General features: G+C 52.0%; 13 protein-coding genes. 7 read left to right on the top strand and 6 right to left on the bottom strand.

Annotation, left to right across the window (positions count from 1 at the left end; translation table 11 throughout):
* Positions 1 to 8 precede the first annotated feature (8 nt).
* Genes EKM83_RS04920 through EKM83_RS04910 form a run of 3 tightly spaced genes read right to left on the bottom strand, consistent with a single transcriptional unit; the run spans position 9 to position 2,952 of the window.
* Positions 9 to 968: an ABC transporter permease gene (locus EKM83_RS04920; RefSeq protein WP_125575516.1), complete on the bottom strand. Its 960-nt coding sequence runs from the start codon at positions 966 to 968 to the stop codon at positions 9 to 11.
* A complete protein-coding gene (locus tag EKM83_RS04915; RefSeq protein WP_125575515.1) occupies positions 968 to 1,942 on the bottom strand; it encodes an ABC transporter ATP-binding protein in 975 nt (324 codons plus the stop codon). The genes EKM83_RS04920 and EKM83_RS04915 overlap by 1 nt, the downstream gene beginning before the upstream one ends.
* On the bottom strand, positions 1,939 to 2,952 hold the full coding sequence (locus EKM83_RS04910; protein WP_125575514.1) for an ABC transporter ATP-binding protein: 1,014 nt from the start codon (positions 2,950 to 2,952) through the stop codon (positions 1,939 to 1,941). The genes EKM83_RS04915 and EKM83_RS04910 overlap by 4 nt, the downstream gene beginning before the upstream one ends.
* Before the next feature lie 438 nt (positions 2,953 to 3,390).
* Here EKM83_RS04910 and EKM83_RS04905 point away from each other — a divergent pair, with 438 nt between their 5' ends.
* The 5 genes from EKM83_RS04905 (at position 3,391) to EKM83_RS04885 (ending at position 8,522) form a co-directional block, all read left to right on the top strand.
* On the top strand, positions 3,391 to 3,855 hold the full coding sequence (locus EKM83_RS04905; RefSeq protein WP_125575513.1) for an Rrf2 family transcriptional regulator: 465 nt from the start codon (positions 3,391 to 3,393) through the stop codon (positions 3,853 to 3,855).
* A gap of 339 nt (positions 3,856 to 4,194) precedes the next feature.
* Positions 4,195 to 5,208, top strand: a complete 1,014-nt coding sequence (locus EKM83_RS04900; RefSeq protein ID WP_125575512.1) for a lipoate--protein ligase — start codon at positions 4,195 to 4,197, stop codon at positions 5,206 to 5,208.
* 132 nt (positions 5,209 to 5,340) lie between these two features.
* Positions 5,341 to 5,763 (top strand): hypothetical protein, encoded by a 423-nt coding sequence (locus EKM83_RS04895; RefSeq protein WP_125575511.1) that lies wholly within the window; start codon positions 5,341 to 5,343, stop codon positions 5,761 to 5,763.
* 10 nt (positions 5,764 to 5,773) lie between these two features.
* On the top strand, positions 5,774 to 6,376 hold the full coding sequence (locus EKM83_RS04890) for a hypothetical protein (protein WP_225418621.1): 603 nt from the start codon (positions 5,774 to 5,776) through the stop codon (positions 6,374 to 6,376).
* A gap of 1,078 nt (positions 6,377 to 7,454) precedes the next feature.
* On the top strand, positions 7,455 to 8,522 hold the full coding sequence (locus EKM83_RS04885) for a YdcF family protein (RefSeq protein WP_125575510.1): 1,068 nt from the start codon (positions 7,455 to 7,457) through the stop codon (positions 8,520 to 8,522).
* 635 nt (positions 8,523 to 9,157) lie between these two features.
* Here the strand turns inward: EKM83_RS04885 and EKM83_RS04880 are convergent.
* From EKM83_RS04880 to EKM83_RS04870, 3 genes are all read right to left on the bottom strand, one after another.
* Positions 9,158 to 10,009: an SAM-dependent methyltransferase gene (locus EKM83_RS04880; RefSeq protein WP_125575509.1), complete on the bottom strand. Its 852-nt coding sequence runs from the start codon at positions 10,007 to 10,009 to the stop codon at positions 9,158 to 9,160.
* A gap of 150 nt (positions 10,010 to 10,159) precedes the next feature.
* On the bottom strand, positions 10,160 to 10,579 hold the full coding sequence (locus EKM83_RS04875) for a helix-turn-helix domain-containing protein (RefSeq protein ID WP_125575576.1): 420 nt from the start codon (positions 10,577 to 10,579) through the stop codon (positions 10,160 to 10,162).
* Positions 10,580 to 10,751: 172 nt separating this feature from the next.
* Positions 10,752 to 12,560: a M3 family oligoendopeptidase gene (locus tag EKM83_RS04870; protein ID WP_125575508.1), complete on the bottom strand. Its 1,809-nt coding sequence runs from the start codon at positions 12,558 to 12,560 to the stop codon at positions 10,752 to 10,754.
* Positions 12,561 to 12,685: 125 nt separating this feature from the next.
* On the opposite strand from EKM83_RS04870, the gene EKM83_RS04865 reads away from it, so the two are divergent.
* Entirely contained in the window at positions 12,686 to 13,630 is a 945-nt protein-coding gene (locus EKM83_RS04865; protein WP_125575507.1) for an alpha/beta hydrolase, read from the top strand.
* Positions 13,631 to 14,305: 675 nt separating this feature from the next.
* On the top strand, positions 14,306 to 14,998 hold the full coding sequence (locus EKM83_RS04860) for a YoaK family protein (RefSeq protein ID WP_125575506.1): 693 nt from the start codon (positions 14,306 to 14,308) through the stop codon (positions 14,996 to 14,998).
* Positions 14,999 to 15,082: the final 84 nt, after the last annotated feature.

Genomic DNA, 15,082 nt, shown 5'->3' with positions numbered 1-15,082 from the left:
TAGCCTCCTTATTCGATTCGAATTCGTGGATCAACGATACTTAAGATAATGTCAGATAATAATGTGCCAAGTAAGTTCAGAATCCCGTAAATCAGGACCAGTGCGGTGATGACCGTGTAATCCCGGTAGCTAATGGAGTTCACGAAGAGGAGTCCCATCCCGGGGTAAGAGAAGACGGTTTCGGTAAAGATGGACCCGTTCAGTAACCCGGTGATGGAGTAGCCGGCAAATGCGGCAATTGGCAGCAGCGAGTTTCTGAAAATGTGGTGCCGGTAAATGTCTTTGCTAGGCACCCCTTTGGACCGGGCTGTCCGCACGTAATCGGAACTTTTGGCATCGATGACTTCGGAACGGAGGTATTGGACGATATTGACGGTCCCAAACAATGCCCCGAGAATCCCCGGCAAGAGGATGTGGTAGAAACGACTACCGATAGTGCTTAGCCAGCCACTTGCCGACGAGGATATTGACCCGGTCGTGGGGAACCACCCGAAGACGTAACCGAAGATCCAGATACCTAAGACTAAGATAACGAAGAAGGGGATGCAGTAGGTCACGTAGGTGTAGAACCGGATGATGGTGTCAGGTAATTTACCTTCGTGCCGCCCGGCGTAAACACCCATGGGGAGGGCAAACGCGTAAGTCAGAATCATGGTGAACAGCGCCAGCCATAAGGTGTTGGCTGCCCGGCCACTAATCAAGCGCGTCACGGGTTCTTGGTACTGATAACTGTTCCCTAAGTTACCGTGGAACAAGTGGACGACCCAGTGCCAGTATTGTTGGTACCACGGGTCATACAACCCGTTGATCTTCATCAAATGATGGATCTGTTGCGGGTCAGCCTTGGGATTGATGGAACCGGTAAATGGGTCACCGGGCATCGCTTTGGCCAAGAGGAAGACCAGAATACTGAGAATAATGACTTCGGGAATCATGATTAAGATACGACGGAGAATCGTTTTCCACATTAGGCCTGCACCTCCCCTTCCTGGCTGGCAAGTTGTTTGGCAATCGTTTCAGGGAGAGCCACCGAGTGGGTGGGGCTGACCTGAATCAACGGAAATGCCTCGCCGTTTTCATCGTAGTATTTACTCTGTTGTTCTTGATAAATCTTTTCAACGGCTAGTCGTGAAGCTCGGTGAGCCATCCGCTGGTTCACGTTGGTTTCCGGAATGGCAGCCAGTAGGCGTTTCGTATAGATGTGGAGCGGGTGATTGTAAATGTCATCACGCGTCCCAATCTCGACTAAACGGCCCCGGTTCATGATGGCAATGTTGTTACACATGTGCCGGACGACCCCTAAGTCATGGGAGATGAAGAGGTACGAAATGCCAAATTCCCGTTGAATCTTTTTCATGAAGTTCAGCACCTGAGCTTGAACGGACAAGTCCAGTGCGGAAACGGGTTCGTCGGCAATGATGAGCTTGGGGTTGGTCGCCACCGCACGGGCAACGCCAATCCGTTGCCGTTGCCCACCAGAGAATTGGTGGGGATATTTGTAAAGGGCATCGGCATCCAGACCAACGATATCTAGTAGTTGTAAGACCCGCAGCTTTTCTTCATCTTTACTGAGGTGTTCAAAGTTACGGAGCGGTTCGGCGATGATGTCTTCGATTCGCTTACGCGGGTTCAAACTCGAGAGGGAATCTTGGAAAATCATCTGAACGTCGCGGTTGTAGTCGAGCCGCGAACGATTGGCCTTCTTGGTAATGTCGACACCTTTGTAGAGAATCGATCCACTGGTGACCTTTTCCAAACCCACCACAGATTTACCAGTGGTTGACTTACCAGAACCAGATTCGCCGACCAGCCCGTAAGTTTCGCCGGCTTCGATATTAAAGGTAATGCCATCTACGGCCCGGACGGAATCAGTGATGCGGTTCCAGAAGCCTGTCCGAATGGGGTAGTGGACTTTTAAATCTTTGATTTCAACTAAGCTCATGCGGTCACGCTCCCCTTCTCATCTGGAAATTTGAAGTGCTTGTAGCAGGTGCAACGGACCTCGTGTCCCGGAGTCACTTCATGCATGGTTGGATTGGCTTCATGGGCATCGGCGGGCACCCACGGAATTCGGGGAGCGAACCGGTCACCGGTGCTTGGCATCTTCTGAAGTGAAGGAACATTGCCCTTGATAACATAGAGGTCATCGTTTTCGTTATCCCGTTGTGGCATGGACCGGAGTAACGAACGGGTGTAAGGATGTTCCGGCGTATTGAAGATCTGCTCTGCCGTTCCTTGTTCGACGATTTGCCCCGCGTACATGACGGCCACCCGGTCAGCTGTTTCGGCGACGACTCCCAAATCATGAGTGATCAGGATGATGCCGGCGTGGTTTTCCTTTTGGATTGCCCGTAAGACATCCAAAATCTGTGCTTGAATCGTGACGTCCAGGGCCGTGGTCGGTTCGTCGGCGATGATGAGGTCCGGCTTGCAGGCAATGGCGATGGCGATGATGACCCGTTGACGCATCCCGCCGGACAGCTCGTGAGGAAATTGATGAGCCGTTCGTTTAGGATTGACGATGCCAACTTCGTCGAGTAATTGTAAGACGCGGTCATGTTTTTCTTCCTTAGTCAGGTCGGTGTGGTAATCCATGACCTCGCTGATCTGGTCTTCAACGCGCTTAAGCGGGTTTAAAGCAGATAGGGGATCTTGGAAGATCATGCCAATCTTGGCACCGCGGAATTGATTGTAGCCAGCGTCATCCAGCTGCAAGAGGTCGGTACCTTCAAAATCAATTTCACCAGAAATCTTGGTTTCGTGGGGGTCATGCAACCCCATGATCGTAGTGGCTAGCGTACTCTTACCACAACCTGATTCACCGACAATGGCGAGAATTTCGTCACGTTGGACTTGGAGATCAATGTGAGAAATGGCGTCGTAGAATTGGCCATCAATCTTGAAAGCCGTACTGACGTCTTTAATACTTAAAAAGTTTGATGTGGTCGTCACGGAAATCCCTCCCCAATGTTAATTCTAATATATCTCTCATTTTTGCATAAAGCCCGGTGAATAAACATCTTTCCGTATTCAGTTCGGTGCTTAACAATAATTGTGTTTGATTATAGTTAATCAAATTCTCATTTACAACCCCAAATTTGAATTATTTTGCCATTAAGTCTTCATAGAATCTTCACGAACTTTGTTATATCAATCATCGCAGACAATTGACAAAATGATAAAAAATTTAACTTGAAAGTAAATAGTTGGACAATCTGGTTATCAAACTAGTGATTTACAGGGTTAAGCTATACATTTCCTTGAAACAATATGCATGTATATTCTGAATGAGAAAATACTTAGGTGATGGCGGGGAACGTCGTCTGATTTCACAAGATGTGGTATGATACCAGTAATAACTACAGAATTTTTGAAAGCGATGGCTGAACGATGAGATTAGACTTTTCTGTTGCGGTCCACAGCTTGCTCTACCTGGACGAGAATCGTCCCCGCAAGATTGCGAGCCGGGAGTTGGCAACATCCTTACAACTGAATGCGGTCATGATTCGCAACATTCTCTCCGTCCTACATAAACAGGGATATATTGAAGGCTCTGTTGGGAAGAACGGGGGGTATCAGTTGGTCCGTGACCTGACAGATATTAATGTGGGCGAACTGTATGACCTGACCATCCCGCCCACAATCAGTTACGCGCGGTTCATTACTGGGGATTCCAAGGGAACCAAAGCGAGTGACAACACGGATATCTCCGCCAACATTTCGCAAACGTTGACGGATCTCTTCACGTTGGCTGATGAAGATTATCGCAAATTCTATCACCAGTTCACGATGACGGACCTCAAAAAGGATCTCCATCAACACGGATTCTTCCGCCGCTTAATTAACCATGATTAAATGCTGCGTTGGTGAGCAATTTGCTGCCCTTCTGAAAATGAAGCGGGTATAATAGAGGTATAGATAAGGGATGGTGGTTACGGCCACCATTAATGTCGTTGGAAATCGCCCGGGGTGAACCTGGACGATTTTTTTCGGTGCTTAACCTGAAAAATGCCACCGGAATTGGCGCAAATGACTGGGGAAATGCCGGTGAGTTACCGGATTTTTTCACGGTATGGCAGCGGTTTGTAAGCTGAATTGTAATCGATTACAACTCGTGCTATGATTTAAAGTAACCGGGAAAGTTACCGTATGGGACGGCCCCGGGTTGGTTAATTTGAAAGGGGTTTTTGGGTTATGTATTGGTATGCCATGAAATCACACGATATTCGCCACAATTTAGCAACGGAACAATACTTAATGAACAACAAGAAATTTGATGAACCATTAGTGTTGTTCTACTATGAAGGACCTTGCATCATCGTTGGTCGCAACCAAAATACGTTGGAAGAGATCAACCAAAAATACGTTGAGGAAAACAATATTACGGTCACTCGTCGGTTATCGGGTGGCGGTGCTGTTTATCAAGACCTCGGGAACCTTTGCTTCAGCTTCGTGGTTGATAGCGATAGCGAAGAGTTCGGGGACTTCAAGTCCTTCGTCCAACCCATCGTCGATGCCTTACACCAAATGGGTGCCACGACTGCTGAAGTCTCTGGCCGAAACGACATCTTAGTTGACGGCAAGAAGTTCTCCGGTAACGCGATGTACTCGCACAGCGGCAAGACCTTCTCTCACGGAACTTTGATGCTCGACGTGGACCAAGACGTGATCGCACATGCCTTGAACGTGCCAGAAGACAAGATGAAGTCTAAGGGAATCAAGTCAGTCCGTTCACGGGTCACGAACTTGAAGCCTTACTTAGCACCGGAATATCAAAACTTAACGGTGCCAGAATTCCGAGACACCTTGCTGAAGGAATTGTTCCACGTGGACAGTCTGGATGCCATCAAGGACAAGGAAGTCGTTATCGAAGACGACGAAAAGGCTGCCATTGACAAGATCTACAATGATTACTACAGCAACTGGGATTGGGTCTACGGCAACTCACCAGAATTCACGGTCAAGAAGCGTCAGCACTTTACGGCTGGGACCATTGATGCCCGTTTGTTAGTTGAAAACGGCAAGATCAAGAACATCAAGTTCTACGGTGACTTCTTCGGACCATCTGACGCAACGGAACTGGCAGACAAGCTGGCTGGTGTGCGTTATGACCGCGAAAATGTCGGCAAGGTCCTGGACAGCGTGAACACCCAGTTGTACTTCAACGGGATCGACAAGCAAGACGTTTTGGACTTGTTAGTTGATTAGATTCCCGTTAGTTTTCGGCGATTAGCTGATTTTCTAGCAGGAATAAGTTAGAATAGAATGGAATTGACTAAGACGTGGTCGGTTTGACTGCGTCTTTTATTTTTTGAATTTATTTGAGGAGTTTATTTTAAAATGAAAGATCGTAACGTAATTGCCTGGGCCATCATTTCCATGGTCGGCTTTGTGATTCTGAATTTCTTAATGTCGCGGCCCTTTGTTGACTCGACTAACGTCCAAATGACCATGAGTGAATTTTTGCGGACCACGCTGATTGCGCTCGTGCTGTACGTGATTCCCATCGTGTTGGCAGCGTTGGATTGGCACCCGTCGTTTTACTTGATGGGGCTGGTCATTGCGCTGTACACGTTGTCGCCCATCAGCGTGCTCTTCAACATGTGGATGGACAGTGGCGCTAGCGTCATGATTAAAATGTTAATGTCAGCGTACAGCCTGGCGCTGATTGTGGGCAATGCCTACTGGTTGGTCCTGGCATTACGGTTACGGCAACGGCAACAAAAGATCGCCGACCGCAAGCGATTTGCTGCTAAAAAATGAGGTGTAGAGAATGAAACGTGAAATTCAAACTTTTATTGACGCGGTCGAAGCTGATGAAATCCAACATTTCACGGTGGACACCACTGAAAAGGACTTTGAGAAAGATCCAGACGGGGCGATGGCACCACTGGCTGCATTTATCCGCGAACAGATTGGCAAGGACCGGCTTGCCCAAGCGGAACTGAAATTGACCGATACGGCGGTGTCAGTGCGGTTGGAAATGAGCGTCATCAACCTGCCGCTACAGGATAGTAAGACGATTGGCAAGATTTTAGAAACGGATGACGAAGCAGATATCAACGTCTACGCCGTCATTGAAACGCCAGACATCAACGTTTCTGGTCTGCGCATCGATGCCTTGGCACCGGCAACGACCTACGTGGACCAAGCCGCAGTGGCGGATGAAAGTCTCCATGACTGGTTGAAGCTCCAGATTGAAAAGCTGCAGACGGCCGCTGCTAATCAGGCAGAAATGGACGTAAAAAAGCCCGCTGAAGACACCACGGCCACCAAGAAACCGGCCGCTAAGAAAACAACGCGCAAGACGACAGCTAAGAAGGCGCCGGCCAAGAAGCCAGCGGCTAAGCGGACCACGACTAAGAAAACCAAATAAGCTTGAACTCACCGCAGTCATGTGGTAGTATTGTTCCTATGCGATGAGTCGAGAAATCACGCGTCCCTTGCTTGCAAGGAGCGTCCGCGCAAGCGGCTAGGTGAATTTGTCAGCAGGGCACAGATGTCACCGGATTTGTGACGTGTCTGATCTTGAGGGAATGTGGATTCCGAGATAGATCCATTCGAGCAATCGAATGCTGTGTAAAAGCGTCCAATCAGTCTTTGACTGGTTGGGCGTTTTTTTTTGTTTGGGGCAAACGCCTTTTGGGGTACCAGCTGAAGGTTGAAAGCCGGAAATCAGCTAGAACCATTGTCACCGTGCGACTGATGATGAAAAAATTAGTCGGTTACAGCTTCGTAGCGAGAACTGACCGCCTACCGTCCGCCAACTATGGGTTGGAACGCGGTGGGCGGACTGGACCGAGCCTGAGGGACGGTCTCGGCCTCGCTTTGAGCCGAAGGTCGCGTCTCAAAGACGCCAGTTGTCTAAGCGGCATGAACCGCGCCGCTAAAACAACTCCCACGGCTGAACCCATATTTGGCGGACTCCCGGCTACTAAGGTATGTGCTAGTAACGTTTGGTTTAGCCACAGGTAGCGGCTGATTTGACAATTAGTCTTTAACTAAGACAAGGTTGCTGGTCATCGCTAACCCGCCGGAGGCAGCCAGAGGTGGAGTCAGCTGTGTCGACGGTGTTGGCTGAGGTCCTTTCTCAGCCTACAGCGTGGGACGACTTGAGAGACTGGCGGTCTTGGCCAGGCTTTCAAGCGAGCCGGAAGCCCGCCCCTCAGGCTGGAGGTGTCCCCCATAGCAGGCGGAATCTCTGGCTGACGCAGGCTCCTGGTTTCACTAATTTTAGTGGATAAAACACTGTCGTTCCGGGAATTGCCGCGTTAGTGATACTTTCAACCTTCAGGCACCAGCTTTAAATGGCCGAAACCCGCTAACCACCTTTTGTCCCACTCTCGTTTTTTAGGCCAAATTTACCGGTGGTTAGTGGCAAACTATGCTATTCTAGGGTTACGTTGTGGCGTGAATCACGCGATGACATCCTGGATTAGAGGGGTTTGGAAACAATGCAAAATGAATTATTTGATATTCCCGGAGTCGTGTACCTGGGGTGGGTGGTGCCGTTGAGCTTTGGCCTGATTTTTGCCATCAGTTATGGCATTGAGAAACGGCGGCTAGGCAATGGCATTTGGTTTTCGCTATTTTTCTATTCGTTTTTGACCATGCTGGCCGTGACCATCCTGGGGACCAATAACCAATGGCTTATCGTCATCAGCCTCGCGTTGTTCGTGCTGTTACTGCTGCTGATTGGGGTGGTCTTTGCCCTGCAGGCCTTCTTGTTGCTGTGGAATGCGTGGATCGTCTGGAAGCGGGAGAGCCATACGCTGGCCAACATGTTGACGCTGATTTTAGGTATCGCCATTTTACTAGCGCCGTTTGTGACGCGGTTGTCCACGCTATATTTGCCCGTGCCGGTGGCGACCGTGTTAAATTTATTCCCGGCGATGGTCATCTTCTACGTGTTATTTTGGTTTTACAATTACCTGACTATGCTATTCATTTATCAATTTAATCATCCCCGCTATAAGCAGGATTATTTAATTGTGCTGGGAGCGGGCTTGCTAAATGGCGACGAGGTCTCACCACTGTTGGGCCAACGGATTGACCGCGGCCTGAAGTTTTACCGTAAGCAACTGGCCAAGACCGGTCGGCCGCCAATGATGATTTTCTCCGGTGGCCAGGGTGGCGACGAGACCGTGGCCGAAGGGGTGGCCATGCGTCGTTATGCCTTGGCTAAGGGCCTGCCCGCTGACCATGCAATTGCTGAGGACCAGTCCAAGACGACCTACGAGAACATGGTCTTTTCACAACGAATCATTGCCCAACACGGACCCGCCAAGCCACGGGTGACCTTTGTGACCAACGGCTACCACACGTTTCGGGCGGGGATGATTGCGCGTAAGGCCGGGTTAAAGGCCAACGGTATCGGCGCGCACACGGCCAAATTCTTCTTGCCTAACGCTATCTTGCGCGAATACATTGCCATCTTTGTGGGCAACAAGCGCTGGCATGCCGTGGCCGTCGGGCTGATGCTGTTGTTAACGCTGGTACTGACTTGGGCGGAATATCAGTAGCTGAAACGTAGTCTATGCTGGCCACCTCCCGTCCACCAACTATGGGTTGGAACGCGGTGGGCGGACCGGACCGAGCCTGAGAAGCGGTCTCGGCCTCGCTTTGAGCCGAAGGTCACGTCTCAAAGACGCCAGTTGTCTAAGCAGCATGAACCGCGCCGCTAAGGCAACTCCCACGGCTGAACCCATATTTGGCGGACTCCTGGCTACAAGAATGTGCGGCAATAACAACCGATTTAGACCTTGACGAAAATTAAATTGTCGGCTAACTTCTGCCCAACGCAAGCTCCCGTTTTCACTAATTTTAAGTGGATAGAACGCTGTTGCTCCAAGAACTGGCACATCAATGCCACTTTCAATCTTTAGCTACGCAACGAAAAATGAGGTTAGAATCACTGCCAGCCGGCAGGTTCTAACCTCATTTTTAATTTTCTTCATCATTGCGATGAGCTTGGTAGCTGGCGACCGCTGCGTAACCTAACGCGAGCAGGAGCAAGGTGCCCAAGCCGTAAAATAAAATATTCCCCAGTGCGACCATCAATGGTTCCTCCCTGTATGCCTATTACTTGTCATATCATAGCAAAACACCCAACAGGGGTAAATAGATGAATGGTGAATGTAATATTACATTTCTGGGGTTATTTGACCAAGAAGACGTGGTCTTGGATCAGGTCGATCGGCGTATAATGCCGGTTCAAATCGCGAGTGGCCTTATTTTCTAGCAAGTCGGCGTGGTCCCAGAAGTCAGCTGAGCCGGTGGCACCATGGGGTTCACCCAGTACCACGAAGTCGACGGCCTTTCCTGATTGGCGAATCGCCTGCAGTAGTTCCCAGTCCAGCGGCAAGCCATCCGGCGACCACGACATGACGACCACGCCCACCTGGTCTTGGTACTTGGCCCAAGCGTCCAATGCGGAGAGGGGTTCGATAGTGGTCAGGGGATGACGGCCAGTCTCATTTTCCGCCGTCCACGCCTGACTATCCGTGGCGAAGACCGTCTTGTGCTTGTCACGCAGGCCTTTGGAAATGTAGCCGTTGCCCGCCATGACTTCCAGCACGGATCGGTCGCCAACGAACTTGGCCAAGTCACTGATAAAGGGTGCCGACGTGTAGGCCCACATCCCATAATGATTTTCTAAATAATCACGGAAAGAGCGCAGGTCATGGTCTAAGCGCGGCAGTGCGTCGGTCAGTTCATTCCAGAGCCGGTCGCCGGTCGCGTCGCCCGCGGGGTAGCTTTCGTTGAGCTTGCGGTAGACCTGGTCTTGGCTGTCGTCGGGCAATTGTAAGAGCGGCAACTGTTGGGGCAAGTCACCCGCCGCCAGCATCCGATCAGCTAACAGAACGTTGCTAATTAAAATTTTGATGGCCGGGTAATCATTAAATTGGTGGTAGTAGGCCGTCATGCGCTCGATGTAGGTCGTTTTGCGCTGACTCAACGGGGCGTGGCGGACTTTTTTCTTGAGTTTTTGCAGCTTCTTCGGATTCACAGTAAAGGTCCTTTCTGATAGAAATACTAAGAAAAGTTTAAATCGACCGCAAACGGGTCACAAATCGCGCGGGGATTTCGTTAGTAAGAGTAGGGCGACCCACAAGAAAAGCCGGCTGGTTAGCAGGTTCGCTGACCAGCCGACCCCTGATTAATGGTCGTCTAAATGTAGATCCAGTTCCTCTTGTTGGTTCGGTGACGACGTGGTGGTCCGGTTTTCCCGGCCATGCAGGTAGCCATCGATCAATTGGTAAATTTCATAACGGTCTTGGCCGCTCAACAGTTCCCGGTTAAAGCTCAGTTGCTTGCCGGACAAGAAGAGGCGTCCCAAATCGTATTCGTCACGTTCGGCCTTCCCCGTGAGGTAGTCCATCGTGACGTCAAAGTATTCGGCAAGCTTGCGCACTTCCATGAAGGACGGGGTCCGAATGCCGCGTTCCCAGTTACCCAGTTGTGAGGCGGTATTCTTGCGTGTATGCGCCTCGGTTGGGAGGGCGTTTAGCGCCGCGGCCAGCTCACCCAAAGTAATATGTTGGCCTCGCCGTAAGGCCCGAAGTCGTTCTGGAAACATTTCACTCACCCGTTTCTTTCCTAGTCTTGATTAAGACTATTATACCACTCTCTGTGGTTTTTAAGGGAAAGTTTACTGGTCGTCTGACCGTGGCGCCAAATACGGGCCGGAACGCGGTGGGCGGACGGGTCGAGCCAAAGGTCGGTCTGTTGGAAACGTGGTGCCAGGAGCGTTACTTCACCAGCGGGTCAGTAAGGCGCATGAAGTCGGCGACGTCGCGCTTGATCAGTTTGACACCGGCTAGCCAGAAGTCGGGCTGGGTCAAATCAACGCCCAGGTGTTTTTGCGCCAATTCTTCCGTCGTCATGTTGGCCGTATCGCGTAAGAGGGCGATGTAGCTGTCCTCGAAATCGCCGGATTGTTGCGCCTTGGCGTAGATGCCCAGACTAAACAGGTAGCCGAAGACGTACGGGAAGTTGTAAAAGGCGGGTTCGTCGATGTAGAAATGCAGCTTGCTAGCCCACAGATGGGGTGAGTACGTCGACAGGTCATGGCCAAAGGCTTCTTTTTGCGCATTGAGCATGAGTTCGTTTAATTCGGCTGGCGTGACCAGCTTCTTTTGGCGCAGTTGGTAAAAGCGCGTTTCAAAGAGGTAGCGGGCCCGAATATTGAGGAACATGGCCAGTGGATTGTCCATCTTAGCGTTCAGCAGGGAAATTTTTTCCGCGTCGGTCTGGGCTGCCTTGACGTTGGCGTCGGCGACAATCAGTTCGCCAAAGGTCGAGGCCGTTTCCGCGACGTTCATGGCGTAATCTTGCCGCAATTGGGGCAGGTCGCTGATGACGCTGGAGTGAAAGGCGTGCCCCAGTTCGTGAGCCAACGTGGCGACGTCATTGGGCGAGCCAGTGAAGGTCATGAAAATCCGTGACTCATTGGTTTCCGGCGCGCTTTCCATCCAGCCACCAGGTGCTTTCCCCGCGCGGTCCTCGGCTTCGATCCAGCGGTGTTCAAAGGCGTGTTTGGCCAGGGCCGCCATTTTTGGTGAGAATTCGCCGTAGTGTTTGATGATGAAGTCTGCGGCCTCGTCATAGGTGAACTGATGGGGCGTGCTACCTGGCAGATTCAAAGGCGCCTCCACGTCCTGCCAACCGGCGTGCTTCTTCCCCAGCAACGCCGCCTTGCGGTCGAGGTAGTCGAGCAAGAATTGCTTGTTATCGTCGACGACTTGCCAAATGGTGTTGAGCGTGGCGGCGCTCATCCGGTTATCCCGCAGCGGTTCCCGGAGAAAATCGGTGGTGCCGTGGGCGGCGTATTCCGTTAACCGGAAGCCGGCCAAATGGTTCAACGTGTCGGCGAAGAGCTGTTCCTTATCCGTCCACGCCTGTTCCCAGGCTGGCAGTAAGGCGGCGCGGTAGTCGGGGTCGGCGTTGCCCAACAGATTGTTGTCGGCTTGCCCAGCGGACAACGTTACCGCGTTACCGGCCGCGTCGTGGAAGGGCACGGTCACGGTGGCGACTAGCGAATCGTAGTGACTACTCCAGGCAGCCTTGCCGTCGAGATTGAGGCGACTGATCAAAGCTTCCGTCTTGTCGTCCAGCAGTTCCTTGCCGTCGTCGCGCATTTCTTTTAAGTTAAACGCAATCGGTTGGAGGGCTGGCGTGGCCAACATGGCGGTGAAATTAGCGTCGGGCACTTGGACCAACACCTTTTTCAGTTTGCCACTGACGTTATCGGCCTGAGTGCCTAAGTTGCGCAGTTCGGCTTCCATCGGGGCAACGTCGGGATTGTTCACGTCCGCTGAACCGACGGCGGTAATGAAGATGCCCATTTGCCCGAGGGCAGCGGCGATCTTTTGCAGTTGCGTCATTAATTTAACAAATTGGTGATATGCCGGTGCGTCACTCGCAGCGTCCCAGCGGTCTAACAGGTCTCCCAATGACGCAATGGCACTTTGCGTCTGGGTAAGCTTGGTTTTCAATTGCGCGGAGTTGATCCCGCCCGGAAATAGTGAATCGAGATCCCAAGTTAAAGCGTAAGTCATCAGCGACCCCTCCTACAAATTAAGTTGAAACCATTATAGCAAACTTCATAGGCGTTGCGCTGGCTTAAAGAACTTCGTATACTTACCAGTGAGAGAGAATTGAGAAATTTAGGAGGACAGGGACTGTGAGTAAACGACGAAAACGGTGGCTGATTGCCGGCGGAATTTTGGTAATTCTAATTCTGGGCGGCCTGATCGGTGCCAGCTTTTATTTTTATAACATGACAGTAGCGAGTGGCAAGAAGGACTTCATCGCGGCGGCCAAACCGTTGAAGAAATCCAATCCGTTGTACGCCCAAAAGAAGTGGTACCAAGACGTTCACAAGTATCGTTGGACGGAAAAGGCGGCGGGTACGAATTTGAAATTGGTGGCCGACTACATTCCAGCCGCTAAGGCGACCAAGAAGACCGTGGTGCTGGTCCACGGCTTCGCTTCTAATAAGGAAGCCATGGGCGGTTACGCCGGCATGTTCCATGACCTGGGCTACAACACGTTGATTCCGGACACCCGCGGTCAGGGGCAAAGTCAGGGGAAGGTCATCAGTTACGGCCACTATGAGAGCCGAGATTATTTGAAATGGGTCAACCAGGTCATCGCCAAACAGGGGCCGCAGTCGCAAGTGGTCTTGTTCGGCGTGTCGATGGGGGGCGCCACGACCATGATGACCAGTGGCTTAAAGACGCCGCGACAACTCAAGGCCTACATTGAAGACTGCGGTTACACCAATGCCGACGCAGAAATCACGTATCAAGCCAAGCAAATGTACAATTTGCCCCACTGGCCACTGGTACCCTTGACCAGTCTGGTCACGAAGTTGCGGGCAGGATTTTACTTCAAGGACGCCAACAGTGTCGCCGCGGTCAAACGCAATCACAAGCCGATGCTGTTCATTCACGGGGGCGCAGATACCTTCGTGCCCACGAAGATGGTGTACCAGGTTTATCGCGCCGACGCCGGGCCTAAGCAATTGCTGGTGGTCCCCGGCGCTGCGCACGCCGCATCCCTGTCGCATTCACCTAAGCGCTACACGCAAAAGGTCCGCGAATTCTTGGCGAAGTATATTCAATAAATGGTCATTCGTGCTGGCCGCCTTACCGCTCCACGACTAGGCGCTGGAACGCTAGTCGAAACCAGTTGCCTGCGGCTGCCAGGGGTTCCGCCTGCTATGGGGACCACCTCCAGCCTGAGAAGCGGGCTTCCGGCTCGCTTCAAAGCCTCGCAAAAGCCGCGAGTCTTCGAAGTCGCCCCACGCTGTAGGCTGAGAAGGGACCTCAGCCAACACCGTCGACACAGCTGGCTCCACCCCTGGCCTCCTCCGGCAAGATTGATTTCGCCCGAGCTTTGGCGTAGGCCAGGCAGACTAACCAATTTTGGGCTGATAAGATGCCACAACTAAGCGGCCACGTTTCAACGATGCGACGGCCGGGTATCACTGTCAACTACAGTGGTGTCTGCGTTAACACCTGCCCACTGACGACCGCTATCGTAGCCGAGAGTGGAGCGAATAGGTGCTCAGCCGTGGGAGTTCCCTTAGCGACGGGCTTTGTCGGTTAGGGAACTGGCGTCTTTGAGACGCGGTCTTCGGCTCAAAGCGAGGCGGCGAGACCGACCTTTGGCTCGCCCCGTCCGCCCACCGCGTTCCAGCACCTATTCGCGGAGCGGCAGGCGGCAGGCGACCAGTTTCGTCGTTATCACCAAGGGGCAACCGAATTGCAATAACGTTGAAGACAAAGGAGATGATTGGATGGGACCGACAGTTTCGCGGCAATTTCGGCCCGTGACCGAGACCATCCTGACGCTAGGCGCCACGCTGGTCATGGGGATGGTCGATGCTGATACGTTTCTGAATCACGGGGCAGTCTTCGTGAGTGCCCAAACGGGGAACCTGGTGGTCTTCGTGGTGAAACTGGTCGAACACGGCTGGCGAGCCGCGTGGGTCAACGTGCCCGTTTGGATCGGTTATTTTCTGGGCTGCTTTTTGGCGCAAGGCTTGAGTGAACATCTGGGTCAGGGCAATAAGCGCCGGCAAATGCGGTGGCTGATGCTACTGGACGTGGTCGCTTACACGGTGTTGGCGAGCCTGCAGACGGCGATACCGACCCTGTGGTTGATTTTTTGCTTGGGTATCGTGGCTGGCTATGAGCTGACGGTCTTTCGTCAGGTCGGCGGCATCGGTATCAACAACGGCATCATGACCGGCAATACCAAGAATTTGGCGACGGCTACCTATCGCGCTTGGTTCGACGGCGACCGCGCGGCCCGCGACAAGCAACGGCGCATCGCCATCGTCTTAGTCACGTTTATTCTCGGTTGTGCCATTGGCGCGCGGCTGGCGGTGTTAACGGCACTGGGTGTGTTGTGGATTGCGACCGCATTAAAATTAATTTTGCTGGCCTGGCTATTCGTCCCAGCAGCCATGGAAAATCCAGATAGATGATTGGTTGGGTTGTGGCCGTAAATAGCGTATAATTAACGAGATAAGTGACCAATCCACCCGGCGAATCGTCGGGATTGACAAACT

Origin of the sequence: Levilactobacillus angrenensis, assembly GCF_003946085.1 — a bacterium.
GTDB lineage: Bacteria > Bacillota > Bacilli > Lactobacillales > Lactobacillaceae > Levilactobacillus > Levilactobacillus angrenensis.
This window is presented reverse-complemented; position numbering and strand designations above follow the sequence as displayed.